A 23,848-nucleotide genomic window follows, 5' to 3' on the forward strand; every position below is an offset into this window, starting at 1 on the left:
CGCGGGAGCCCCGTGCGCGAGCGCGCGCGGGGAGGGGCGAGACTGGTCCCATGAGCGAGAGCACCACCCCCCAGAACGGCCCTCAGGGCCACCGCACCGTGCTGCTGCGCGGCGGCGACGTCCACAGCCCCGCCGATCCGTTCGCCACGGCCATGGTCGTCGAACGGGGGCACGTCGCCTGGGTGGGGTCCGAGGGCGCCGCCGACGCGTTCGCCGACGGTGTGGACGAGGTCGTCGACCTCGAAGGGGCGCTCGTCACCCCCGCGTTCACCGATGCGCATGTGCACACCACGTCGACCGGTCTTGCCCTGACGGGACTCGACCTGTCGGGGGCCCGCACCCTCGACGACGCGCTCGCTCTCGTCCGCGCGCACGCCGCGGCCCGGCCGCACGACCGTGTCCTCCTCGGCCACGGCTGGGACGCGGCCCGCTGGCCGGGCGGCCGTCCGCCCACGCGCGCGGAACTCGACGAGGCGGCCGGCGGCCGTCCCCTCTATCTCTCCCGCATCGACGTCCACTCGGCCGTCGTCACCACGGCGCTGCTCGACCTCGTCCCCGGCATCACCGGGCGCACCGGCTTCCACCCGGACGCACCGCTGACCGCCGACGCCCACCACGGGGTGCGCGCCGCCGCGCTCGACGCGGTCACCCCGCAGCAGCGCACCGAGGCCCAGCGCGCGGCCCTGAGCCGTGCCGCGTCCCTCGGCATCGGCTCCGTGCACGAGTGCGCGGGACCCGAGATCTCCAGCGAGGACGACTTCACCGGGCTGCTGCGCCTCGCCGCCGAGGAGACCGGTCCTCGTGTCGTCGGCTACTGGGCACAGCAGGGCGAGGAAGGCGTCGCCCGTGCAAAGGAACTGGGTGCCATCGGCGCCGCGGGCGACCTCTTCGTCGACGGATCCCTCGGCTCGCACACCGCCTGCCTGCACGAGCCGTACGCCGACTCCGCCCACACCGGCACCGCCCATCTGGACGCCGTCGCCGTCGCCGCGCACGTCATCGCCTGCACCGAGGCGGGGGTCCAGGCGGGCTTCCACGCCATCGGCGACGCCGCGGTGACCGCCGTCGTCGAGGGCATCCGCGCCGCATCCGAGAAGGTCGGCCTGGCCCGCGTCCGCGCCGCGAGGCACCGCGTCGAGCACGCCGAGATGCTCACCCCGGAGACGATCGCGGCCTTCGCGGAGCTCGGCCTCACCGCCTCCGTGCAGCCCGCCTTCGATGCCCTGTGGGGCGGCGACGACGGCATGTACGTCCAGCGCCTCGGCGCCGAACGGGCCCGCACCCTCAACCCGTACGCGGCGCTCCTGCGCACCGGCGTCCCGCTCGCCTTCGGCTCCGACAGCCCCGTCACCCCGCTCGACCCCTGGGGCACCGTCCGGGCCGCCGCGTTCCACCAGACCCTGGAGCACCGCGTCTCCGTGCGCGCCGCGTTCACCGCCCACACCCGGGGCGGCTGGCGGGCCATCGGCCGGGACGACGCGGGCGTTCTGGTGCCGGGGGCGCCGGCCGACTACGCCGTGTGGCGGACCGCGGATCTCGTGGTCCAGGCGCCGGACGACCGGGTCGCCCGCTGGTCGACCGATCCGCGCTCCGGCACGCCGGGCCTGCCCGACATGACCCCCGGCGCCGAACTCCCCGTCTGCCTGCGCACGGTGGTCTTCGGAAAGACGGTGTACGTAGGGCCGGAAGAGTGATGTCCCGGCGGTGCGTACCGCCGATCGCGGTCCGTTGGCGCGTCGCACGACCTGCGTATCCTCGCCACTGACCTGGCTGTCTTTGGAATCCGCCCAGGTCAAACGGCTATTGACAGAACGCGGCCGTCGGCGGGTAGGTTCGGCCGGGTCCACCAAAGGACGTCCGACCGGAGAACCTCCACGCAGCCGTCGAACGCCGCTGGGCCATGGGCGGTGTGCCGCACCGGCGCACCACCACTGGGAGCCAGGTCCAGCGCCCGCGTCGCGGACGCGAGGGAACGTTCCACCGGGCCGGCAGGTGTGACCCGGGTGGGGCCCGGACACTCAGTAGACAACGGCTCTCGGTCGACCCGCAGCCAGCGGGCCCCAGGTCGGCCCGAAGGGTGCCGGGCCCCGATCCGCAGTACTCCCCTCAACCGCCCGTGCCGCCGTGGCCGTGCGGGAAGAGGCCACTATGGTGGTCCTCTGCGTACGAACGAAGGGGCAGTAGTGAACGACGGCGGTGCGGTCTCCGAAACCGGTGACCAGGGGAGGCAGTTCGGCCCGCTCGGCCTGGCCTTGGTGATCATTCCGACCTACAACGAGGCGGAGAACATCCAGTCCATCGTCGGCCGGGTCCGGGTCGCCGTGCCCGAGGCACACATCCTCATCGCCGACGACAACAGCCCCGACGGCACCGGCAAGATCGCCGACGAGCTCGCCATCGACGACGAGAACGTCCACGTACTGCACCGCAAGGGCAAGGAAGGCCTGGGCGCGGCCTATCTCGCGGGCTTCCAGTGGGGCCTGGACAACGACTACGGAGTGGTCGTCGAGATGGACGCCGACGGTTCCCACCAGCCCGAGGAGCTGCCCCGGCTGCTCACCGCGCTCAAGGGCGCCGACCTCGTCCTCGGCTCGCGCTGGGTCCCGGGCGGACGCATCGTCAACTGGCCCAAGTACCGCGAGATGATCTCGCGCGGCGGCAGTACGTACTCCCGGCTGATGCTCGACGTGCCGATCCGTGACGTCACGGGCGGCTACCGCGCCTTCCGCCGCGAGACCCTCGAAGGCATCGGCCTCAGCGAGGTCGCCTCGCAGGGCTACTGCTTCCAGGTCGACCTGGCCCGCCGGGCGATCAAGTCGGGCTACCACGTCGTCGAGGTGCCGATCACTTTCGTCGAGCGGGAGCTCGGCGACAGCAAGATGAGCCAGGACATCGTGGCCGAGGCGCTGTGGCGGGTCACGGCGTGGGGCGTGGGCGAGCGGGTGGGCCGCGTGGGCCGCGCCCTGGGGCGCAAGGACGCCGAAGGGGCGCAGGAGTCCCCGAAGGACCGCAAGAAGCTCTGAGAAGGGCCGTGGGGGCCGCCGGGCGTCGCTCCGACGGCTCCGTTGTTGATCATCCCCTTATGCCGGTCTGAGCCGGGTCCAGGCACACTGGATCCATGACGACTGGCGTACCGCCCACCCGACCCGCCCGGCCCCGGCGCTCCCGCGTCCTGAGGTTCCTGCCGCTCGGCATCGCCGCGTGGCTGGTCCTGGAGATCTGGCTGCTCACCGTCGTGGCGGGCGCCGCCGGCGGGCTCACGGTGTTCCTGCTGCTCGTGGCCGGCATCGTGCTCGGCGGCATGGTCATCAAGCACGCCGGGCGCCGCGCCTTCCGCGAGCTGAGCGAGGCGGTGCAACAGCAGCAGAGCGGCCTGGCGCCGCATCCCTCCGAGCGCGGCGGCGGCAACGCCCTGACGATGCTGGGCGGCCTGCTGATCATCCTGCCGGGGCTGATCTCCGACGCCCTGGGGCTGCTCCTGCTGGTGCCGCCGATCCAGAAGGCCGTCAGTCGTACGGCGGAGAAGACGTTCGAGCGCAAGGTCCGCGAGGCCTCGCAGGGCAGCCTCGGCGACGCCTTCCAGCAGGCGCGCATGCACCGCCCGGACGGCAAGGTCGTCCAGGGCGAGGTCATCAGGGACGACGAGCGGCCGGCCCGCGGCGCGCACCCGGACGACCCGCAGCTGCCGCCCCGCTGAGGTCCGGGGGGGGAGAGAGAGCAGCACCGCGCGAAGAGAACAGCACGAAGAGAAGACAGCGCAAAGGCCGGGACCACTGCTGAGCAGTGCTCCCGGCCTTTGTGTGCGGTGTTCTTCAGTTCGCCGTCAGGCGGACTTGCGGCTGTCCCGCGGATGCACCGCGATGTTCATGGCTCCTGAGCGGAGAACCGCAAGGCGCTCCTCCAGGACCTCCTCGAGTTCTTCTCGAGTACGGCGCTCCATGAGCATGTCCCAGTGCGTACGCGCAGGCTTCCCCTTCTTCTCTTCAGGTCCGTCGCCGTCTACGAGGAGTGCCTGGACCCCGCAGACCTTGCACTCCCACTCCGGCGGGATTTCCGCCTCTACCGAGAAGGGCATCTCAAAACGATGTCCGTTCTGGCATGCGTACTCCACGGCCTGGCGCGGAGCCAAGTCGATGCCGCGGTCGGTCTCGTAGCTGGTCACCACGAGGCGCGTGCCGCGAAGAGCTCGCTCACTCATGAATCGTGCCTCCCGGGCTTGTCGCCCACAGGACAGGTGTCGCTGTCGTCGTCATCCGGTCAACGTCCGGTCGGCGGTAAAGATTCCCGTTCAGGGTCATGCGTCGCCGTCGTATGCCGCCCCTTGTTGTACCCACCAGCGCCCGGTTTGTCACATCTAGTAGCAGATGTCACCCAGCGTTTCTGAATCTCCAGCGCGCAGTAACGGTCCGCCTGGTAGGCCAAACGCGTACACTACCGCCCTTTGGCTTCAGTTGCTAAATCCTGTCGGGTACGGGATTTCCCGCGTCGCGGATCGCACGCCGTACGGGTACCCGCGCGAGCAGCACGAAACCGATCACGAAGAAGGCCACCAGAGAGACGATCGCGTCCCGGTAGCTCCCCGTGAGCTGGTACGTCAGGCCGAAGATCAGCGGCCCGAGCCAGGCCATGCCGCGATCACTGATCTCGTACGCGGAGAAGTACTCGGCTTCTTTGCCCGCGGGCACCAGATGCGAGAACAGGGACCGCGAGAGCGCCTGCGAACCCCCGAGCACCAGGCCGATGCCCGCCGCGAGCACGAAGAACCACACCGGGGCGCCGGCGGGCAGGAAGAACCCGGCGCCGATCGTCACCGTCCAGGCGACGAGCGAACCGAGGATGGTGCGCTTGGCGCCGTACGTCCGTGCGAGGCGTCCCATGGCAAGGGCCCCCACCACGGCGAGCACCTGTACGAGGAGGACCGCGACGATCAGTGTGGACTGGCCGAGACCGAGCTCTTCGGAGCCGTACACGGATGCCTGGGAGATCACCGTCTGTACGCCGTCGTTGTAGACGAGATAGGCGAGCAGGAAGGACAGGGTGTGCGGATGGCGGCGCATGTCGCGCACGGTCGACGCGAGCTGCCGCCAGCCGCGTGCCGAGGCCTCCGACGGCGGCGCCTTGCGGTCGCGCAGCCGCCGCAGCGGTACGAGCGTGAAGGCGCCCCACCACACGCCCGCCGACGCCAGGCAGATGCGTACGGCCGTCGACTCCGAGACGCCGAAGGTGTCGTGGGCCAGGAACAGGACCAGGTTCGCCACGAGGACGAGTGCACCCGACGCGTAGCCGAACGCCCAGCCGCGCGAGGAGACCGCGTCACGCTCCTCCGGAGGGGCGATCTGCGGCAGGTAGGAGTTGTAGAGCACCATCGAGACGGCGAGCGAGGTGTTGGCGACGATCAGCAGGAGGCCGCCGAGGAGATAGCGGTCGCCGTCCAGGAAGAACATGCCCGCCGTGGCCGCGGCCCCCAGGTAGGCGGCTGCCGCCAGGAGCGGCTTCTTGCGGCCCGTCCGGTCGGCGGCGGCGCCCGCCAGTGGCATGACGAAGACGGAGACGATCACCGAGGCCGACACCGCGTACGCGAAGAAGGACCCCGCACTGACCGGTATGCCCAGTGGATGGACGTATCCGTCCGCGTCCGCGGCGGACTTGGCGATCTCCGTCAGATACGGGCCCAGGAACACCGTCAGGACGCTCGTCGAGTAGACCGAGCACGCCCAGTCGTAGAAGTACCAGCCGCGCTGCTCGCGCCGTCGTTCGGCGGCGCTCTCGTCGGCCGGTGGCGTTGCCCGCACGGTGTCGGTGCCCACCCGTGCCCCCTCGCTGGTCCCCGTGGTCCGCTGCCGCCCCGGAGGCGGTCAGGCCCAGGCTCCCCGGTCCTTCAGCACTTCGCGCAGCGTCTCGATGTGATCAGAGATGATGCCATCTACACCGAGGTCGAGAAGCGCGGCCATGCGTCCGGCGTCGTTGACCGTCCAGACGTGCACCTGCAGTCCACGCGCGTGGGCCGCGCGGACGAAGCGGCGGTCCACCACGCGGATCCCGGCGTGCGACTCGGGCACCTGGGCGCACACCGCGGAGCGGCGGACGGGGGCGGGGACGCCGTACGAACCCAGCCGCAGGGCGGCCACGCCCCGGGTGCCGAACGACGTGGCGAGGCGGGGGCCCGCAAGGCGCTGGGCGCGGGCCACGCGGGATTCGGAGAACGAGCCGACGCACACGCGGTCCCAGGCGCCGGTGCGGCGCAGCAGTTCGAGGAGGGGCAGCAGGGCGGGCTCGGCCTTGACGTCCACGTTCCAGCGGACGTCGGGGAACGACTCCAGGAGGTCCTCGAAGAGGGGCACCGGCTCGCTGCCCGCCACGCGCGCGTGGCGCACGTCGCTCCACGGCAGGTCGGCGATCTGCCCGGCCGTGTCCGTCACGCGGTCCAGCGTCGCGTCGTGGAAGGCCACCAGACGGCCGTCCGCCGTGGCGTGCACATCCGTCTCGATGTAGCGGTACCCCAGCTCCACCGCGCGCCGGAAAGCCGCGGCGGTGTTCTCCAGGCCATCCGCCGCCCCGCCGCGATGGGCGAAGGCGAGCGGGCCGGAGTGGTCGAGGTAGGGGTGGCGTCCGCGCGTGGTCACCGCTGCAGTATCGCCTGCTCCGGTTGACCGCCGGCGGCCACGGTGTCTCCTTCGGATGGAGCGGGCGCGGCGAAGAGGCGCAGGAAGAACTGGGCCAGCGGGCCGATCGCCAGCGCGTACAGGACCGTGCCGATGCCCACCGTGCCGCCGAACGCGAAGCCGGTGGCGACCACGGCCACCTCGACCAGGGTCCGCATCAGCCGGATCGAGCGTCCCGTGCGCTGATGCAGGCCCGTCATCAGCCCGTCCCGGGGCCCGGGTCCGAACTTCGCCGCGATGTAGAGCCCCGTCGCGGCACCGTTCAGGACGATCCCCGCCACGAGGAGCGGGATACGGGCGGCCAGCGAGTGCGTGTCCGGCATCAGCGCGAGGGTGCCGTCCATCGCCAGGCCGACGATGAAGACGTTGGAGACCGTGCCGAGGCCGGGGCGCTGCCGCAGCGGGATCCACAGGAGCAGCACCGCGGCGCCGATGACGATCGAGACGACGCCGATGGACATCCCGGTCAGCTCGGCGAGGCCCTGATGCAGCACGTTCCACGGTTCGAGGCCGAGCCCGGCCACCACCAGGAGCCCGGAGCTCGCTCCGTAGAGCGCCAGACCGACGTACAGCTGGGTGAGCCGGAGTGCGAGGTGCGGCTTCACCGGTCGCGGCTGTGACGCCCGGGGAGGTGTGTGGGGAGACGTCGGGGTCGGTGTCGGTGGCTTGGGCGTGGACAAGAGATGCCCCCCTGCTGGTGGTAGTGGCCTGACGCATGACACTCTGTGGCTCGTAAAGGGATACCAACCATGGCCAATTCCAGGAAGGTGGACTGGGAATCATGGCTCAGTGGACTTCGGCGGTGGGCTCCACGCAGCTCGCCCGGCTGCTCACTTCTCAGCAGACGCGCCCCGCGGGCCCCGGCACGCGCCGTCCGCCCGCCTATCGCGCCCTCGCCGACGGCATCCGCATGCTCGTCCTCGAAGGCCGCGTCCCGGTCGCCGCGCGGCTGCCCGCCGAGCGCGAGCTCGCCGTCTCCCTCGCCGTCAGCCGGACCACGGTCGCCGCCGCGTACGAGGCGCTGCGCACCGAGGGCTTCCTGGAATCCCGCAGGGGAGCGGGCAGTTGGACCGCTGTCCCGGCAGGCAACCCCCTCCCCGCGCGCGGGCTCGAACCCCTTCCGCCCGAGGCGCTCGGCTCCATGATCGACCTGGGCTGCGCGGCCCTGCCCGCGCCGGAGCCCTGGCTCACCCGCGCCGTACAGGGCGCCCTGGAGGAACTTCCGCCGTACGCGCACACGCACGGCGACTTCCCGGCCGGGCTGCCCGCGCTGCGCCAGATGCTCGCCGAGCGCTACACCGCGCGCGGCATCCCGACGATGCCCGAACAGATCATGGTCACGACCGGCGCGATGGGTGCCATCGACGCCATCTGCCATCTGTTCGCACCGCGCGGCGAACGCATCGCCGTCGAGTCCCCGTCGTACGCCAACATCCTCCAGCTGATGCGCGAGACCGGCGCCCGTCTGGTCCCCGTCGCCATGTCCGACGGGCTCGAGGGCTGGGACATGGACCGCTGGCGCCAGGTGCTGCGCGACGCCGCGCCCCGCCTTGCCTACGTGGTCGCGGACTTCCACAACCCCACGGGCGCGCTCGCGGACGAGGACCAGCGGCGCAAGCTCGTCGATGCCGCCCGCTCCGCGGGGACGGTCCTCGTGGTCGACGAGACCATGATCGAACTTCAGCTCGACGACGACCTGACGATGCCGCGCCCCGTCTGCGGCTTCGACCCGGCGGGTTCGACCGTCATCACCGTCGGCTCGGCGAGCAAGGCCTTCTGGGCGGGCATGCGCATCGGCTGGGTGCGGGCCGCGCCCGACGTGATCCGCAGCCTGGTCTCGGCGCGTGCGTACGCCGACATGGGCACCCCGGTCCTGGAACAGCTGGCCGTGAACTGGCTCCTGAGCACCGGCGGCTGGGAGTCCGCCGTCGAGGTGCGCAGGGACCAGGCCCGCGAGAACCGCGACGCGCTGGTCACCGCGGTCCGCCGTGAGCTGCCCCACTGGGAGTTCGCGGTACCGGCGGGCGGCCTCACCCTGTGGGCCCGAGCGGGCGGCCTCTCCGGGTCCCGGCTCGCCGAGGTGGGCGAACGGGTGGGGGTCAGGGTCCCGTCAGGGCCGCGCTTCGGCGTGGACGGAGCCTTCGAGGGGTATGTGCGGCTGCCCTTCACCGTGGGGGGCGCGGTGGCCGAGGAGGCCGCGGTGCGCCTGGCAGCGGCCGCGCGTCTGGTGGAGACGGGGGCGGGCGCGGGCGTGGAGGCGTCGCGGGCGTTCGTGGCCTAGGGCCCTTCTGACGGATCTCCGCGGCGTCGCGACGCCCGGCACGCACCCTCGCCGCACGGCGCAAAGGGACAGGTGGCTCCGCCACATGACCCTTCACACCGCACTCCCCCAGCCTCCGGCCGGGGGACCCCCCAGGGCACGCACCGAACGCCGCTCCCTCTCCCACGGCGATCCGTCAGAAGGGCCCTAGTCCCGCTCTGTGGCCCTCGGCGTCGCGAGCGTCCTGGGCGTCAGCTCTCGGCGGGCACGGGCTCCGGCGTCGCGTCGGGTTTCGTCACGACGGTGTCCGCGTCTGCCTCAGCCTCCGTGCCGGCCTCCGTGCCGGCCTCTGTGCCGGTACTGGTACCGGCCCCGGCATCCGCGGGGGTGCTCCGTGCCGGCAGCAGATCCGTCACGGCCTGCCGGTGCGCCTCGCTCGTCGCGTCGTCGTACGGATCGGGCGTCGCGGGCACCTGGAGCCGGTGCACCTGACCCGTGCCGAGCCGGGCGTAGCCGCGGCCGGGCGGGACGTTGGCCGTGGGCGTCGTGCGGGGCGGGACCCCGAGGATGTCCTCGACCTGGTCGATCGTCGTGGGGCCGAGCACCACGCGCGCGCGTGTGTGCTGGCGTACGGGGTCGCTCAGGGCGTCCAGGCTGTCGAACTGGTCGGCCACGACGACCGTGACGTTGGCCGCCCTGCCGTGCCGCAGCGGCACCTGGAGCAGCGCCTGGGGGTCCTTGCGTCCGTCGGCCGCCGCGAGGTGACCGAGCACGCTGGGGCGGTCCATGAGGATCCACAGCGGGCGCTTGGTGTCCTCCGGGGCGGGGTGGCCCGCCTGCCGGGCGCGGTTGGCGGAGATGAGGCGCCGCTCCGTCTCGTGCGCCGCCCACTCCAGGCTCGCCAGGGCTCCGGCGAGCCCGCACTCGATGGCCAGGACGCCGTCACGTCCGGCCAGGCAGGCGTAGTCGCCGATGCCGCTGCCCTCGACGATCAGGACGTCGCCGTGCAGCAGGGCCTGCAGGGCGACGGAGCGCAGCAGGGTCGTGGTGCCGCTGCCGGGCTCGCCGACGACCAGGAGGTGCGGTTCGGTGGAGCGGGGGCCCGTGCGCCAGACGACGGGGGGCACGTCGCGCTGTTCGTCGCCGTCCGCCACGGGGAGGGTGCGCTGGACGCCGGTGGGGTCGGTGAAGCCGAGGACGGTCTCGCCGGGGGCGGTGACGAACCGCTGGGCGGCGATGTCGGTGGGCAGCGGGGGCAGCACGTTCACCGTGAGCTGGTTGCCCTCCTCGTCCCACTCGAAGTGGTACTCGCGGCCACGGCCCGACTTGGCGTGCAGGAGCTGTTCGATGCGTGCGCGGGAGTCGGCCTCGCCGTCCGTGAAGTACGCGGGGTAGCGCACCACCAGATGCGAGACACGTCCGTCGTCGTCGAACTCGTACGACGTGAGGGCCTTGTCCCACTCGCCGCCGTGCGCGAAGAGCGGCGCCGGGTCCTCGGGGACGGAGAAGTACGGCACGAGCGCTTCGTAGAGGGACTGCAGGCGCTGGGTCTGCGCCTCGTCGGGACCCGTGGGGGCGGGCTCCGTGCGTTCCCTGCCGGTCCACGCGGCGGCCGCCATCAGGCAGATGGCGGCGAGCAGCGGACCGTACGGCATGAGGGCCACGACCAGGACGACGGAGGCCACGAGGAACATCAGTGGTCCGCGCCGGTCCTTGGGGGTGTCGGCCCACCTGCGCCGCCCGGCCCCCGCCAGCCGGCGCAGTCCACGAGTGATCGTGATCAGCGGGTGGAGGACGTCGGTGGCGTTGTCGGCGGCCGACCGTGCGAACTCCCGGCTCCGGGCGATCGAGGCGGTGCCGTTGCTCAGGATGCGGGGGAGGGGGCGCCGGGCCACGTCAGTCTCCAGATGGTGCGAACGAACGACTACAGGGGGCAGGAGGCGTCAGAACTTGATCCCGCCGAGCAGGCTCGCCAGGCTCGCGCTGCCTGCCTTGATGCTCGGGGCGATGGCGGTGCCCGCCATGAAGAAGCCGAAGAGCGCGCAGACCACGGCGTGGGACGCCTTGAGCCCGTCCTTGCGGAAGAACAGGAAGACGATGATGCCGAGCAGCACGACGCCCGAGATGGAAAGGATCATGACGGTTCTCCTGGTTGGTGGGGACAGTCACCATGAGTTGTTCCAGGTTCACAGCATGTATCCATACGATAAAAGGTGCAAATGGGGGAATTTTTCTTAAATTCCCTCGAATGGCGGAGCTCTGCGGGGCCGTACGAGCGCGGGTTCGGCGGGCGTCCGGGTCCGTCGGTGAGCTTTGCCGCGGGCGCGCCCCGTCATGTGCCCGCACGGGCAGTACCCTGTCGATTCACTCGTACGGCCGCACAGGACGCCGTACGACCTCCCGAGTCACCCCGCAGTCGAAAGGCGGTCTGGTCCATGAGCGAAGCCCCCGACCCGGAAGTCGTGGAGCTGGCGACCAAGATCTTCGATCTGGCGCGCCAGGGCGACACCGCGGCCCTCGTCGCGTACGTGGACGCAGGCGTTCCGGCGAATCTCACCAACGACAGCGGCGACTCGCTCGTGATGCTCGCCGCCTACCACGGCCACGCGGACGCGGTCCGGGCCCTCCTGGAGCGGGGCGGTGACGCCAACCGTGCCAACGACCGGGGGCAGACACCGCTCGCCGGTGCCGTCTTCAAGGGCGAGGACGCGGTGATCCGGGCGCTCCTCGACGGAGGGGCGGATCCGGCCGCGGGTACGCCGTCGGCGGTGGACACCGCCCGGATGTTCGCGAAGACGGAGCTGGTCGAGCTGTTCGGGGCGGCCTGAGCGGGGTACCTGACCAGCAACAACGGGGGCGCTGGAAATGTGGTCGCGGCGGGCTGAACCGCTGGGTCATCATGACGACGTGTTCACGGACGCGACGGTGGGGCAGGAGTTGCCGCACCGCGCGGACCGTGAGCGGCCCGCCCCCGGACCTCCCGTCCGGGATCCCTTCGGGCCACCGACGAGAGGCAGAGGAAGATGGCTTACAGCAAGCAAGAGACGGCGGGCGGCCCGACGTGTTGGCGCACGGCCAGGTAATTCACGATTCCCGGTTGCGTCGACGCTTGATGTGAGGCTGTTTCCCATGTTCGATCCGGTCATAGCGCCCAGCGGTACGCTGCTCGGCCTGCTGCAGAGGGGCCGCGGCGACGGCACTCTGCACGCACTCACCGCCCCCCGCTCCGAGGCGCTCGCCGCCCTCGACACCTGTGTGCTCCACGACCCACGCCACGACTGGCAGGTGGAGAACCGCTCCCTCTACTACGCCAGGCTCTACCTCGACCTCCGCGGCGGCATCGAGGAGATCGAGCGGCATCTCTTCGACGCCGATGACGTCCTGAACACGGACGAGTCACGCACCGGCCTCGCGCTCGCGGTGCTTGGGCACCTCGCCTCGTACGGCAGGCACGACGCCCTCGAACTGCTGCGACGGTACGCGGCGTTCGGCGCCAACTGGGCCTGGGCCCTGGACGAACTGGCGCTGCGCGACGACGACGCGGGCCTGCGCGCCCTCGCCCTGCCCGTGCTCGCCAGATTCCCCGAGGACGCGGAGGGCGAGGCCGAACTGGCCGCCGTCGTGCGCGACGCCTACGAACCCCGGCCCTGGCGGCTGTGGGAGGAGGACCCGAGGCAGGCCGTCGGCGCCCGTGTGCGCGCCGCACGGGAACAGGGCTCCTTCGACCGCTGGCAGCGACAGATGCGGCCATCGGGGCCACGCCCCGGCTGGAGCGTCCAGGCCGTCTTCGACTGGGCCCAGGAAGGGCTCGAACGCGGCGCCGTCCTGCACGTGCCCGCCGCCCGCTGCCTGAGCGCGGTCGCCGGGCCCGATGACCGTGCCGAGATCCTCGAGGCCGCCCGCAACGGCTCCGACGGGGCGCGCGGCACGGCCCTGCGCTACCTCGCGGACGCCCATGATCCCGATGTGTTCGACCTGATCGAGTGCGCGGTGGAGAGTCCCTCACGGGCGGTCGTGGACGCCGCGGCCGAGGCCTTCGAACGGATGCGCAGCGTCGCCGCCGTGCAGCGGGCCCGCCGCTGGGCCCAGCGCCCCGACGAGCTCGGTGCCGCCGCGGGACGGGTACTCGCCTGCAGGGGAGGCGCCCAGGACAGCAAGCTCGTGCTCGCCGCGCTCCGGGAGGCCGTCCGCGGCGAAGGCCCGGACGCACAGACCCTCTGGACACTCGTCGACGGCGCCGGGCGCCTGGGCATCGCCTGCGCGGCCCCCGTCCTTCGCCACGTCTACCGCGAGACCGCCTCCTCCCACCTCCGTGGCCGCGCCGCCCGCGCGCTCGCCGCCACCGACCCCTCCTTCGCCGCCGGATTCGCCGTCGAATGCCTGTGGGACTGCGAGGAGTCCACCCGCGAGGTCGCCGCACGGCACGCCGAGACCGGCGACGCCCGGGTCGTCACCCAGCTCAGAAGGCTCGCCTCGGATCCCGCCGAGGAGGACGAGGTACAGACCGCGGTACGGAGCAGGATCGGCCCCGACGCGGCCGAGGTGTAGCCGTCGCGCCCCGGGGGAGGGGCGCGTGCGGAGGGGGCGGAGGGGAACGCTCATGGGACGTTCCTCGCCAGGAAAGATCCACGTTGACGTGACCACGCCCCGCGCGACGACAACACGGGTATGCGTGTCGTCATCGTCACCGAATCCTTCCCTCCCGACGTCAACGGCGTGGCGCACTGCGCCCTCCAGACCGCCCGGCAACTCGCCGCCCGGGGTCACGACCCCCTGGTCATCGCCCCGGCTCCCGCGGCCGGGGCGGACGCCGCAGCCGATGCCAGTGCGCCCTGCCCCGTCATCCGTGTCCCCTCGCTGCCCCTTCCCGGCTATCCGCAGGTCAGGGTGGCGCTCCCCAGTCGGCGCCTGTCGGCCGCGCTGAGCGCGCACCGGGCCGACCTCGTCCACCTGGCCAGCCCGTTCGTCCTCGGCGCGCGCGGCATGGCAGCCGCCGCGCGCCTGGGCATACCCGCCGTCGCCGTCTACCAGACGGACCTGGGCGGCTACGCCCGTACGTACATGGGGATGGGCGAGGCCACCGCATGGCGCCGCATCCGCGCCGTCCACGCTGCGGCCGACCGCACGCTCGCCCCGTCGTCCGCCGCCCTGCGTGACCTCGTGTCGCACGAGGTGCCACGGGTACGGCTGTGGCCACGGGGCGTGGACACCGCCCGGTTCGGGCCCGCCCTCCGGGACGAGGCCGTACGCCGTGAACTCGCTCCGAACGGTGAGCTGATCGTCGGCTACGTAGGGCGTCTGGCTCCCGAGAAGCAGGTCGAACTCCTGGCCGGGGTGTGCTCCCTCGACGGCGTACGCCTCGTCGTCGGCGACGGACCCAGCGAGGGGTCCGTGCGGGCCGCGCTGCCGGGCGCGGTCATGCTCGGGCGCCGCACCGGCGGCGAACTCGCCCGGATCTTCGCCTCGCTGGACCTCTTCGTGCACACCGGCCCCTATGAGACGTTCTGCCAGACCGTGCAGGAAGCCATGGCCAGTGGTGTGCCGGTGGTCGCGCCCGCCGCGGGCGGACCCCTCGACCTCGTCGTCCCCGGCCGTACCGGAGTCCTGGTGCCACCCCGGGACGCCCTCGCGGTGCGCGACGCGGTCTGGGCGCTGGCCGCCGATCCAGGGCTGCGGGCGGCGTACGGAAGGGCCGGGCGCGCCGCCGTCGAGGGGCGGACCTGGGGGGCGGTCGGCGAGCAGCTCGTCGACCACTACGCCGACGTGCTCGCCGCGCGGACGGCGGTGGCGGCATGAGGGCGGCCCTGTACAGGGAAGCGGCCTACCGTGAGGCGGCGGCACGGAGTGGCGCGCGTCCCGCCGAGTCGCTGCGCATCGTCCGGCTCGCGAACTTCGTCGCCCCCACGTCCGGCGGACTGCGCACCGCGCTGCGGGAGTTGGGGCGCGGCTACCGCGCGGCCGGACACGAGCCCGTACTGATCGTGCCCGGCGCACGGGCCGGTGTCCGCGACACCGACCAGGGCCGCGTCGTGACCCTGCCGGGCACGCTGCTGCCCGGCACCGGCGGCTACCGCGTCCTCACGGACCGCCGAAGGGTGGCCCGGGTCCTCGAACGCCTCGCCCCGGACCGCATCGAGGTCTCCGACCGCACCACACTGCGCTGGACCGGCGCGTGGGCCCGGCACCGCAGAATCCCGGCCGTGATGGTCTCCCACGAGACCGCACACGGCGTCCTCAGCTCCTGGGGCATGCCCCAGCAGGCCGTCCTGCGTGCGGCCGACGCCCTCAACTCCCGGACCGCGCACGCCTATGCGCGGGTCGTGTGCACCACGGAGTAGGCCGAGCGCGAGTTCGTCCGCGTCGGGGCGCGCAACGTCGTCCGCGCGCCGCTCGGCGTCGACCTTGCGGGCAGCCATCCGGGACTGCGGAATCCACGCGTGCGTGCCCGCCACGCGCGCGAGGACGAGGTGCTGCTGGTGCTCTGCTCCCGGCTGTCCGTGGAGAAGCGGCCGGGCATGGCCCTTGACGCCCTGGAGGCGCTCCGTGGCCGGGGCGTGCCGGCGGTTCTCGCGTTGGCGGGGGACGGGCCGCTGCGTGCCCGTCTCGAACGGCGGGCGCGCGAGAGGCGGTTGCCGGTGACGTTCCTCGTGCACGTCGTGGACCGCGCGGCCCTGGGGGTGCTGCAGGCCACGGCCGACGTCTGCCTCGCGCCGGGCCCCTGCGAGACGTTCGGGCTCGCGGCCCTTGAGGCGCTCGCCTGCGGGACGCCGGTGGTGGCCAGCGCGTCGTCGGCGCTCCCGGAGATCGTGGGCGGTGCGGGCGCGGTGGCGACGGACAGCGGCGAGGCGTTCGCGACCGCCGTCCAGGCACTCCTCGCCCGTCCCGAGCGGTCCCGGAGGGAGACGGCACGCGCGCGTGCCGAGTGCTTCGGGTGGGGGAGGGCTGTCGCGGCGTTCCTGGGGGCGCATGAGGCGCGGCTCGGGGCGGGAAGCGCGGGGGAGTTCGGGGCGGCGGCCGACGAGGCGCCCGGCGAGGGGCGTGCGTCATGAAGCCGTTGTGTTTCGTGGCTCTGGGCGACTCCCTCACCGAAGGCATCGGAGATCCCGTGGACGAGGGCTGGCGCGGATGGGCGGCGCTGCTGGCCGAGGGGCTGGGAGCGCGTGAGGGGGCGGCGCATGAGGGGGCGGTGCGGTTCCACAACCTCGCCGTCAGCGGCTCCCAGACCGGGGACGTGCTGGACCGGCAACTGCCCGTGGCCCTGGAGCTGCGGCCCGACCTGGTCTCCGTAGTCGTCGGCGTCAACGACACCCTGCGCTGCACGTTCGACATCCGGGCCGTCGCGGCACGCCTCGACGAGGTCTACGCCGCCGCCGCGCGGCACGGCGCCCAGCTGCTCACCGCCTGCCTCCCCGACCCGGGGGCCATGCTCGGCCTCCCGGGCGCCCTGGCCCGCCCGCTGGCCCGGCGGCAGCGCGCGGTCAACGCCGCCGTCCACGCGCTGTCCGAGCGCTACGCCGCCGTCCACCTGCACCTCGCGGACGACGAGTGGGTCGCCGACCGCGCCCTGTGGAGCGCGGACCGGCTGCACCCCGGGGAGCGGGGCCACCGTCTTGTCGCCGCCCGCTTCCACGCGCTGCTCGCGGCTCGGGGCCTCGCGGCGGGCAGCCCGCCCTCGTGCGAGCCCCAACTGCCCTCGCCCACCCGCTCGGCGAGCCTGCTGTGGCTGGCCACCGAAGGTACCGGCTGGGTGGCGCGCCGGTGCACCGATCTGCTGCCCCAGCTGCTCACCCTCGCGGCCGACGAGGTACGCCATCAGGTACGGGGCAGCAGCGCTCGGCTCGACCTGAGCGCCACCCACGCGGTGACGGCGGCGCTCGCGGCGCTCACCGTGGCCGAGCAGCCGGACGCGGCGTAGGCAGGAGGGGAGCCTCAGGGGCCTTGGGACGGGCACCCTCAGGAGGGCGCGGCCTCAGCGCCGTGCCGCCGGGACGAAACGGACCGGGGTTCCCGGCACCGCCTGCGCCGCACCGGCCAGATCGGCCTCCCTGACCACCGCGATCACCGGGTAGCCCCCGGTTGTCGGGTGGTCGGCGAGGAACACCACGGGCCGGCCGTCCGGCGGCACCTGGACGGCGCCCAGGACCATGCCCTCGCTGGGGAGTTCATCGGTGAACGCCCGCTCCAGGGCAGGCCCTTCGGTGCGTAGACCGATGCGGTTGCTCGCCGAGGCCACCCGGTACGCGCGCGTGGTCAGCGTGTGCCGGGCCGAGGGGGTGAACCAGTCGGCGCGCGGTCCTGGCGTCACCCTCAGGATCAGTTCGCGGGGTGGCGCGGGGTGCGGGACGGTGTCCACGCGCGCGTGGGGGGCGGCAGCGCTCCCCAGAGGGATGACGGTTCCGTCCGTGAGCGGCGGCGGGCCGAGCCCGGAGAGCAGATCCGTGGAGCGGCTGGCGAGGACCGGCTCGACGGCCACCCCGCCGCCGAACGCGACATAGCAACGTACTCCGGAGACGGCCGTTCCCACGTCGAGCAGCGCCCCGGCCGGTACCCGCACGGGGGCACCCCACGCCACCGGGCGGCCGTCGACCGTCACCGGGCAGGGCGCTCCCACGACGGCCACCGTCACCGTGCAACGGGGTCGCACGGAGCAGCCGTTGAGCGTGGTCTCCAGGACGGCCGCATCGGGCGGGTTGCCGACGAGCCGGTTGGCGAGGCGCGTCGCGGCCGGGTCGAGGGCCCCGGAGCGCGGCACTCCGAGGTGGGCGTGCCCGGGACGGCCCTGATCCTGCACCGTGGTCAGCGCCCCGGCCCGTACGACGGCGAAAGCACGGTCCGTCATCGCGCCCCCAAGCTGGGAGCGACCGAGCTGGGCGCCGCCGGGCTGGGCACCGCCGGGGAGGGCACGAAGCGCACCCGCACCCCGGGGGTGAGCAGTGCGGCAGGCACGCGCGCGTGGTCCCACAGCACGGCGTCGGTCGTGCCGATGAGCTGCCAGCCGCCGGGCGATGAGCGCGGATACATCCCCGTGTACGGCCCCGCAAGGGCGACGCTGCCGGCCGGAACGCTCGTGCGCGGTGTGGCCCGGCGAGGCACGTCGTAGCGCTCCGGCAGCCCGGTGAGATAGCCGAAGCCGGGAGCGAACCCGCAGAAGGCGACCCGGAATTCGGCCGCCGCGTGGATCCGCGCCACCTCCGCCACGGGGACCCCCCAGTGCGCCGCCACGTCCGCCAGATCGGGCCCGTCGTAGCGGACCGGGATCTCCCGGACGTCCTCCGCGCGAGCTGGGAGCGGCGGGATTTCCAGGGCGGCGAGCTCCGCGCCGACGCGGACAGGGTCGTCGAGGCCGTCCAGGAGCACCGTGCGGGCCGCGGGGACGATCTCCCGTACGCGGATCAGGCCCGCTGCCCTGCGACGCAGCAGCTCGGCGTGGAGCGCCTGCGCCTCGTCACCGTCGGCGAGTTCGACGAGCAGCGCCAGGTCGCCGACCGGAAGCACCCTCACGCGAAGGCCTCCACCCGGACGCCCGCCGCTTCGAGGCGTGCCCGGACCTGCCGGGCGAGCGCCACCGCCCCCGGGGTGTCGCCGTGCAGGCACAGCGAGCGCGCGCGGACGTCGATGCGCCGGCCGTCCTGAGCGGTGACGGAGCCGAACCGGGCCATGCCCACGGAGCGTTCGACGACGGCGTCCGCCTCCGTGATGACGGCGCCATCGTTGCCGCGCGGCACGAGCGTCCCCTCCGGGGTGTACGCACGGTCCGCGAACGCCTCGGTGACGACGGGCAGCCCGGCCCTGCCCGCCACCTCCAGGAAGCGCGATCCGGGCAGCCCGAGGACCGGCAGCGCGTCATCCGCGAGCAGGACACCGTCGACGACGGCGCGCGCCTGTTCCTCGTCATGGACGACGCGGTTGTAGAGCGCTCCGTGCGGCTTCACGTACGACACGCGCGTGCCTGCCGCCCGCGCGAAGACCTCCAGGGCGCCGATCTGGTACGCCACTTCGGCCGCGAGCTCGTCGGCGGGCACGTCCATGGAGCGGCGCCCGAACCCCGCCAGGTCGCGGTAGGAGACCTGGGCGCCGATCCGTACCCCGCGTGCCGCGGCCTGTGCGCACACGCGCCGCATGGTGGCCGCGTCCCCGGCGTGGAAGCCGCAGGCCACGTTGGCGCTCGTGACGACGGAGAGCAGCTCCTCGTCGTCGGTCAGGCGCCAGCGGCCGAAGCCCTCACCGAGGTCGGCGTTGAGATCGATCACGGCGTCGGCCGGGGCTTGCGTCATCTGCGTAGATCTCCTGTTTCCACCGTGCGGCCTGGTCAGGCCACCCGGTACTGCTCGTCACGGGCGTCGGTGATGAACATCTGGCCCGGCGCGTGCGTGATCGCGAACGGCGGCCGCGAGGCCATCACCGCGGCCTGCGGCGTCACCCCGCACGCCCAGAACACCGGGATGTCACCGGGCTCCGCGGCCACCGCATCACCGAAGTCGGGCCGGTCGAGGTCGTCGATGCCGAGCCCCGCCGGGTCCCCGCAGTGCACCGGACTGCCGTGCACCGCGGGCAGCAGCGAGGTCTCCCTGATCGCCGCCGAGAGGTGCCGCGGCGGCACATGGCGCATCGACACCACCATCGGGCCGTGCAGTCGGCCCGCCGGACGGCAGGGGCGCGCGGTCACATACATGGAGACGTTGCGGCCCTGCTCGACATGGCGCATCGGAACGCCTGACTCCGTCAGCGCCCACTCGAAGGTGAAGCTGCAGCCGATCAGGAACGACACCAGATCGTCCCGCCACCGGTCGGCCACGTCCGTGGGCTCGTCGGTCAACTCGCCGTCCACCCACACCCGGTAGCGCGGCAGGTCCGTGCGCAGATCGGCGCCGGGTGCCAGAGGGGTGGTCCAGGAGCCCGCGTCAGTGACGTCGAGCACCGGGCAGGGCTTCGGGTTGCGCTGGCAGAACAGGAGCATGTCGTACGCCCAGTCGGCGGGCACGGAGATCAGATTGGCCTGCGTGTGACCGGCCGCCCAGCCCGCGGTCGGCCCGCTGGTGCCCGACCGGAAGAGCGCCCGGGCCTCCGCGGGGCTCCGCGACGCCGTGGCCGCGGGGCTCACACCAGCTCCTTGCCGCGCGTCTCGGGCAGCCCGAACAGCGCGAGCACGGCGATGGCGTAGCCCAGCGCGCCGAAGACCAGCGCACCGCCCACGCCCCAGCTGTCGGCGAGGAAGCCGACCATGGTGGGGAACACGGCGCCCACGGCGCGACCGGTGTTGTACGTGAAGCCCTGCCCGGTGCCGCGCACGGCGGCCGGATAGAGCTCGCTGAGGAACGAACCGAAGCCGCTGAAAATGGCCGACATACAGAAGCCGAGCGGGAAACCGAGCACAAGGAGAAGGCCGTTGGCCCCGTCCGGGATGTTCGTGTAGGCGAGGATGCTGGCCGCGGAGAGGAACGCGAAAAGCGTGATGTTGCGTTTACGGCCGAGCACATCGGTGAGATAGCCGCCCGCCAGATAGCCGATGAAGGCACCGGAGATCAGGAACGCGAGATACCCGCCCGTGCCGACCACCGTGAGTCCGCGCTCGGTCTTCAGGTATGTGGGCACCCAGGTGGCGAGCGTGTAGTAGCCGCCCTGGACGCCGGTGGACAGCAGGACCGCGAAGAGCGTGATGCGCAGGAGGCCGGGCTTGAAGATCGCGGTGAACGAGCCCTTGTCCGCGCTCTTCTCGCGCTGTTCGGCCGCCTCCGGGGCGTCGTGCACATTGCGCCGTACGTAGACGACGAGGAGGGCGGGCAGCGCGCCGGTCCAGAACATCACGCGCCAGGCGGTGTCCGCGTCAAGGAACTGGAACACCACGGTGTAGACGATCACCGCGAGCGCCCAGCCGATCGCCCAGGCGCTCTGGATCGCGCCGAGCGTACGGCCGCGGTTCTTGGCGGTGGCGTACTCGGCGACCAGGATCGCACCGACCGCCCACTCGCCGCCGAAACCGAGGCCCTGCAGGGCGCGGAAGACCAGCAGCGTCTCGTAGTTGGGCGCGAAGCCGCAGGCCACGGTGAAGACGGCGTACGTGATGACCGTGATCATCAGTGCCTTGACGCGGCCGATCCGGTCCGCGACCACCCCGGCGATCGCGCCGCCTATCGCGGAGACGACCAGCGTGACGGTCGTGAGCAGACCGGTCTGGCCGCTGTCCAGGCCGAAGTACGCGGCGATCGCGACCATGCTCAGCGGCAGCGTGAAGTAGTCGTAGGAGTCGAGGGCGTAGCCGCCGAAGGCGCCCCCGAAGGCGCGGCGGCCTCGCGGGCCAAGCGCGCGCAGCCAGCCGAACGCGCCGTTGTCGTCGGCGGGTTCGCCGTCCACGGGGCGGCTTTCGGCCGACACGGTCTGGGGCGGTGGGGGTGTGCTCATGGGCACCTCGCAGGAGGGGGGACGGAGGGTGCGGAGCGGGCAGGGATGGTGAGCGGCCGGGGCACGGGCGGGGACTGTGCCGTGCCGACAAGGTAGAGGATCGTTGAACGATCCCTCAATACCCACGTTGTCTCGTTCTTGTATCTGCGATTGAATCCGGGCATGGCTGAGGGAATGGCTGACGCGAGCGGGCTGGCCGACGACCGTGCGCTCCTGGGGCGCACCAGCACCGCGGAGCGGGTCTCCGACATCCTCCGGAGCCGCATCGCCGAGGGCTACTTCCCGCCGGGGGCACGCCTGTCGGAGGACAGCATCGGCGGCGCGCTCGGCGTCTCGCGCAACACGCTGCGCGAGGCATTCCGTCTCCTCACGCACGAACGGCTGCTGGTCCACCAGCTCAACCGCGGAGTATTTGTCCGAGTTCTCACGGTTGAGGACGTCGAGGACATTTATCTCACCCGGCGCCTCGTGGAGTGCGCGGTCGTCCGCGGCCTCGGCGATCCGCCCTTCGCGCTCGACGGACTCGCGAGCGCCGTCGCGGACGGCACGAAGGCGGCCCGCGAGCGCAAGTGGAAGGGCGTCTCCACGGCGAACATCCACTTCCACCGGGAGCTGGTCGCGCTCGCCGGCAGTGCCCGCACCGACGAGGTGATGCGCAGCGTCTTCGCCGAACTGCGCCTGGCCTTCCACGTGGTGGACGATCCGCGTGGGCTGCACGAGCCGTACCTCGTACGCAACCGGCAGATACTGCACACCCTCCAGGAGGGGGACGCCGCGGAGGCCGAGCGGCTGCTCGCGGTCTACCTGGACGACTCGCGCAGCGGCCTCGTCGAGGTCTACGGCAGACGCGTGGCGGAAGGCGAGCGTCCGGGCTCCTGAGCCCGGACGGACCTCGGAAGGACGCTGTCAGATCTGCGCCGTTTCGACCGTTGTCAGACCGAGGATCTAGTCTGTGCACCGTGACTTCGCCTGCCGTTACGGACACCGTTCCGCCCCAGCTCAGCGCGGGGCCGAGGCCCGCTCAGGGCCCGGCCGCCGACGAGGGCCTGGCGCGGCGGCTCCGCGCGCTCGCCTGCACGGCCCCGCTGCACGACCTGGACGTGCGCAAGGCCAATCTCGCGGGCGAGTATTCGGTGTACGCGATGGCGGAAGTGGCCCTCTCCGCCATCGACCTCGTCACACTGAACATGGACTTCGACACCGGCGCCGACCACGAGCAGATAGTGACCAGGCTGCTCCCGCGCGTCGGGGCCCAGGCCCCCCGGCGCCCCGTGGCCGAGCACGAGCGCGTGGCCCGCTGGGTCCTGGAGAACCTGATCAACGTCGGCAGCGTCGACCGCGGCTTCCGCGCCGTGTACGGCACCTTCGCGCCCGACGGCACCTATGTGCGCAGGGACTACGACTTCAAGCTGATCGAAGAGGTGCCCGGGTACGGGGGGAGTGTCTATCTCCGCACGACGGACGAAGCGGTCAACGTCCTCGTGGGCGCCCTCGACACCGACGTCACCAGCGCCCAGATCGCCGCCGAGGTGAAGCTCGAGGTGCTCATCAGCCGCGGCCGCCTCGCCGACGCCCAGCTCGCCGCCGAGCAGGCGCGGTATCGGACGGTGCAGTATTCGGAGACGCTCCGCAGGGCCCTGGACGCCACCCGCCGCAACGTCCGCGCGGTCGACTGGCTCCAGGCCGTCCCCGACATGATCGCGGAGGCCCTTGAGCACGTCGCCGACCGCTATCGCCACGAGAACGCGATCCTGACGAACATCCGCAAGGCACGCGACGAGTCCGAGGACCCCGAGCAGAAGCGCCGCGCCGCCGAGCTCGTCGACATCGTCAAGGACTGCATCCGCCGTCACACGCAGCTGCAGTCCCGGCTCCTCGACGCGGGCCCGCTGTTCCGGGCCGAGCAGGACCGGCAGGCCTTCGCGACCCCCACCGCACGCAGCGGGCTCGATCTGTACGGCCAGCTCGTCGCCCCGCTCCTGCCGCTCCCGGTCGAGCAGGCGAGCCGCGTGACGGGCGCGTTCTTCGCGCGCGGGACAGGCCTGCGCACGCCGGTTTCGGTCCGTGTCGGAGACCTCGTCGACATACTGCTCACGCCGCCGCAGGAGCGGGAGCACCTGGGCATGGAGATGCCCGAGCCCGACCTCATCGCCACCCCCGACGACAGCCGCTTCAGCGAGGAGCAGCTCGCCAGCGCCATGGAGCTGCTCGACCTGCCGGCGGACGCGCCCCGGCGCCTCTCCGGCCTGCTCGCCGACGCCCGGCTCCGCGACACCGAACTGCCGTACCTGGTAGCTCTCCTCGCGGTGCACGCGGCCAGCCCCCCGGTCGGCACCGCCTACCGCCAGGGCGAGGAGAAGCTCCTGTTCGCCGTGGACGACGGCACCGAACTCAACGACCAGGAGTTCGGCGGCGCCGATCTCATCGTGGGCACCGCACTGCTCGACGCCGCCGGCATGGCGGCCGGCCGGACGGAGGGCGCGTGAACACTCCCGGCCTCCGTCCCCATCCCCACCTCCATCCCCCG

General features: G+C 72.6%; 21 protein-coding genes and 1 pseudogene. 11 read left to right on the forward strand and 11 right to left on the reverse strand.

What is annotated here, in order from left to right; translation table 11 throughout:
* The first annotated feature begins 50 nt into the window (after window positions 1–50).
* From AB0E78_RS39735 to fxsA, 3 genes are all read left to right on the forward strand, one after another.
* Window positions 51–1,694, forward strand: coding sequence for an amidohydrolase (locus tag AB0E78_RS39735; protein WP_361843926.1), 1,644 nt, complete (start codon window positions 51–53; stop codon window positions 1,692–1,694).
* Between the two features lie 489 nt (window positions 1,695–2,183).
* A complete protein-coding gene (locus AB0E78_RS39740) occupies window positions 2,184–3,023 on the forward strand; it encodes a polyprenol monophosphomannose synthase (RefSeq protein WP_361843929.1) in 840 nt (279 codons plus the stop codon).
* A 95-nt stretch (window positions 3,024–3,118) separates the two neighbouring features.
* Complete coding sequence (gene fxsA, locus AB0E78_RS39745) at window positions 3,119–3,697, forward strand: FxsA family membrane protein (protein ID WP_361843932.1); 579 nt, start codon at window positions 3,119–3,121, stop codon at window positions 3,695–3,697.
* A 126-nt stretch (window positions 3,698–3,823) separates the two neighbouring features.
* Here fxsA and AB0E78_RS39750 read toward each other — a convergent pair whose 3' ends face one another.
* The 4 genes from AB0E78_RS39750 to AB0E78_RS39765 form a co-directional block, all read right to left on the reverse strand.
* Complete coding sequence (locus AB0E78_RS39750) at window positions 3,824–4,198, reverse strand: RNA polymerase-binding protein RbpA (protein ID WP_249591189.1); 375 nt, start codon at window positions 4,196–4,198, stop codon at window positions 3,824–3,826.
* Between the two features lie 256 nt (window positions 4,199–4,454).
* On the reverse strand, window positions 4,455–5,807 hold the full coding sequence (locus AB0E78_RS39755; RefSeq protein ID WP_361843936.1) for an MFS transporter: 1,353 nt from the start codon (window positions 5,805–5,807) through the stop codon (window positions 4,455–4,457).
* A gap of 48 nt (window positions 5,808–5,855) precedes the next feature.
* Window positions 5,856–6,623, reverse strand: a complete 768-nt coding sequence (locus AB0E78_RS39760) for a glycerophosphodiester phosphodiesterase (RefSeq protein WP_361843938.1) — start codon at window positions 6,621–6,623, stop codon at window positions 5,856–5,858.
* Window positions 6,620–7,267, reverse strand: a complete 648-nt coding sequence (locus AB0E78_RS39765) for a hypothetical protein (protein WP_361843941.1) — start codon at window positions 7,265–7,267, stop codon at window positions 6,620–6,622. Before AB0E78_RS39765 ends, AB0E78_RS39760 begins: the two co-directional genes overlap by 4 nt.
* Before the next feature lie 176 nt (window positions 7,268–7,443).
* Here AB0E78_RS39765 and AB0E78_RS39770 point away from each other — a divergent pair, with 176 nt between their 5' ends.
* Window positions 7,444–8,943, forward strand: a complete 1,500-nt coding sequence (locus tag AB0E78_RS39770) for a PLP-dependent aminotransferase family protein (RefSeq protein WP_361843944.1) — start codon at window positions 7,444–7,446, stop codon at window positions 8,941–8,943.
* Between the two features lie 230 nt (window positions 8,944–9,173).
* Here the strand turns inward: AB0E78_RS39770 and AB0E78_RS39775 are convergent, their stop codons facing one another.
* Both AB0E78_RS39775 and AB0E78_RS39780 read right to left on the reverse strand, forming a co-directional pair.
* Window positions 9,174–10,817 (reverse strand): hypothetical protein, encoded by a 1,644-nt coding sequence (locus AB0E78_RS39775; RefSeq protein ID WP_361843947.1) that lies wholly within the window; start codon window positions 10,815–10,817, stop codon window positions 9,174–9,176.
* Window positions 10,818–10,865: 48 nt separating this feature from the next.
* Window positions 10,866–11,060: a hypothetical protein gene (locus AB0E78_RS39780; RefSeq protein WP_160503705.1), complete on the reverse strand. Its 195-nt coding sequence runs from the start codon at window positions 11,058–11,060 to the stop codon at window positions 10,866–10,868.
* Between the two features lie 297 nt (window positions 11,061–11,357).
* On the opposite strand from AB0E78_RS39780, the gene AB0E78_RS39785 reads away from it, so the two are divergent.
* From AB0E78_RS39785 to AB0E78_RS39805, 5 genes and pseudogenes are all read left to right on the forward strand, one after another.
* Window positions 11,358–11,750 (forward strand): ankyrin repeat domain-containing protein, encoded by a 393-nt coding sequence (locus AB0E78_RS39785; RefSeq protein WP_361843950.1) that lies wholly within the window; start codon window positions 11,358–11,360, stop codon window positions 11,748–11,750.
* A 301-nt stretch (window positions 11,751–12,051) separates the two neighbouring features.
* On the forward strand, window positions 12,052–13,470 hold the full coding sequence (locus tag AB0E78_RS39790) for a HEAT repeat domain-containing protein (RefSeq protein WP_361843952.1): 1,419 nt from the start codon (window positions 12,052–12,054) through the stop codon (window positions 13,468–13,470).
* 120 nt (window positions 13,471–13,590) lie between these two features.
* On the forward strand, window positions 13,591–14,718 hold the full coding sequence (locus AB0E78_RS39795) for a glycosyltransferase family 1 protein (RefSeq protein WP_361843956.1): 1,128 nt from the start codon (window positions 13,591–13,593) through the stop codon (window positions 14,716–14,718).
* Window positions 14,715–15,971, forward strand: a pseudogene (locus AB0E78_RS39800) (glycosyltransferase). The gene AB0E78_RS39795 and the pseudogene AB0E78_RS39800 overlap by 4 nt, the downstream one beginning before the upstream one ends.
* Window positions 15,968–16,837, forward strand: a complete 870-nt coding sequence (locus tag AB0E78_RS39805; protein ID WP_361843959.1) for an SGNH/GDSL hydrolase family protein — start codon at window positions 15,968–15,970, stop codon at window positions 16,835–16,837. The pseudogene AB0E78_RS39800 and the gene AB0E78_RS39805 overlap by 4 nt, the downstream one beginning before the upstream one ends.
* 54 nt (window positions 16,838–16,891) lie before the next feature.
* On the opposite strand, the gene AB0E78_RS39810 is transcribed toward AB0E78_RS39805, so the two are convergent.
* The 5 genes from AB0E78_RS39810 to AB0E78_RS39830 are packed head-to-tail and all read right to left on the reverse strand — an operon-like array spanning window position 16,892 to window position 21,321.
* The gene (locus AB0E78_RS39810; RefSeq protein WP_361843962.1) at window positions 16,892–17,761 is read right to left on the reverse strand and encodes a biotin-dependent carboxyltransferase family protein; all 870 of its coding nucleotides are present in this window, start codon (window positions 17,759–17,761) and stop codon (window positions 16,892–16,894) included.
* Window positions 17,758–18,423, reverse strand: a complete 666-nt coding sequence (locus AB0E78_RS39815; protein WP_361843964.1) for an allophanate hydrolase subunit 1 — start codon at window positions 18,421–18,423, stop codon at window positions 17,758–17,760. The genes AB0E78_RS39810 and AB0E78_RS39815 overlap by 4 nt, the downstream gene beginning before the upstream one ends.
* A complete protein-coding gene (locus tag AB0E78_RS39820; RefSeq protein ID WP_361843967.1) occupies window positions 18,420–19,196 on the reverse strand; it encodes a 5-oxoprolinase subunit PxpA in 777 nt (258 codons plus the stop codon). Before AB0E78_RS39820 ends, AB0E78_RS39815 begins: the two co-directional genes overlap by 4 nt.
* 35 nt (window positions 19,197–19,231) lie before the next feature.
* Window positions 19,232–20,023 carry a putative hydro-lyase gene (locus AB0E78_RS39825; protein ID WP_361843969.1) on the reverse strand — a complete coding sequence of 264 codons (792 nt, stop codon included), beginning with the start codon at window positions 20,021–20,023 and terminating at the stop codon, window positions 19,232–19,234.
* Complete coding sequence (locus AB0E78_RS39830; protein WP_361843971.1) at window positions 20,020–21,321, reverse strand: MFS transporter; 1,302 nt, start codon at window positions 21,319–21,321, stop codon at window positions 20,020–20,022. The genes AB0E78_RS39825 and AB0E78_RS39830 overlap by 4 nt, the downstream gene beginning before the upstream one ends.
* Before the next feature lie 162 nt (window positions 21,322–21,483).
* Here AB0E78_RS39830 and AB0E78_RS39835 point away from each other — a divergent pair, with 162 nt between their 5' ends.
* Together AB0E78_RS39835 and AB0E78_RS39840 are read left to right on the forward strand one after the other, a co-directional pair.
* Complete coding sequence (locus AB0E78_RS39835; protein WP_361843973.1) at window positions 21,484–22,200, forward strand: GntR family transcriptional regulator; 717 nt, start codon at window positions 21,484–21,486, stop codon at window positions 22,198–22,200.
* A gap of 80 nt (window positions 22,201–22,280) precedes the next feature.
* Window positions 22,281–23,807 (forward strand): hypothetical protein, encoded by a 1,527-nt coding sequence (locus tag AB0E78_RS39840; RefSeq protein ID WP_361843976.1) that lies wholly within the window; start codon window positions 22,281–22,283, stop codon window positions 23,805–23,807.
* Window positions 23,808–23,848: the final 41 nt, after the last annotated feature.

This window comes from Streptomyces sp. NPDC032198 (assembly GCF_040636975.1).
In the GTDB taxonomy this organism is placed as follows: Bacteria; Actinomycetota; Actinomycetes; order Streptomycetales; family Streptomycetaceae; genus Streptomyces.

Excerpts from the sequence above, each read along its gene's own strand:
- AB0E78_RS39780 (WP_160503705.1), bottom strand. The coding sequence starts at position 11,060 with ATGATCCTTTCCATCTCGGGCGTCGTGCTGCTCGGCATCATCGTCTTC.
- AB0E78_RS39835 (WP_361843973.1), top strand. The coding sequence starts at position 21,484 with ATGGCTGAGGGAATGGCTGACGCGAGCGGGCTGGCCGACGACCGTGCG.
- AB0E78_RS39830 (WP_361843971.1), bottom strand. The coding sequence starts at position 21,321 with ATGAGCACACCCCCACCGCCCCAGACCGTGTCGGCCGAAAGCCGCCCC.
- AB0E78_RS39770 (WP_361843944.1), top strand. The coding sequence starts at position 7,444 with ATGGCTCAGTGGACTTCGGCGGTGGGCTCCACGCAGCTCGCCCGGCTG.
- AB0E78_RS39750 (WP_249591189.1), bottom strand. The coding sequence starts at position 4,198 with ATGAGTGAGCGAGCTCTTCGCGGCACGCGCCTCGTGGTGACCAGCTAC.
- AB0E78_RS39790 (WP_361843952.1), top strand. The coding sequence starts at position 12,052 with ATGTTCGATCCGGTCATAGCGCCCAGCGGTACGCTGCTCGGCCTGCTG.
- AB0E78_RS39735 (WP_361843926.1), top strand. The coding sequence starts at position 51 with ATGAGCGAGAGCACCACCCCCCAGAACGGCCCTCAGGGCCACCGCACC.
- AB0E78_RS39805 (WP_361843959.1), top strand. The coding sequence starts at position 15,968 with ATGAAGCCGTTGTGTTTCGTGGCTCTGGGCGACTCCCTCACCGAAGGC.
- AB0E78_RS39795 (WP_361843956.1), top strand. The coding sequence starts at position 13,591 with ATGCGTGTCGTCATCGTCACCGAATCCTTCCCTCCCGACGTCAACGGC.
- AB0E78_RS39810 (WP_361843962.1), bottom strand. The coding sequence starts at position 17,761 with ATGACGGACCGTGCTTTCGCCGTCGTACGGGCCGGGGCGCTGACCACG.
- fxsA (WP_361843932.1), top strand. The coding sequence starts at position 3,119 with ATGACGACTGGCGTACCGCCCACCCGACCCGCCCGGCCCCGGCGCTCC.
- AB0E78_RS39785 (WP_361843950.1), top strand. The coding sequence starts at position 11,358 with ATGAGCGAAGCCCCCGACCCGGAAGTCGTGGAGCTGGCGACCAAGATC.
- AB0E78_RS39820 (WP_361843967.1), bottom strand. The coding sequence starts at position 19,196 with ATGACGCAAGCCCCGGCCGACGCCGTGATCGATCTCAACGCCGACCTC.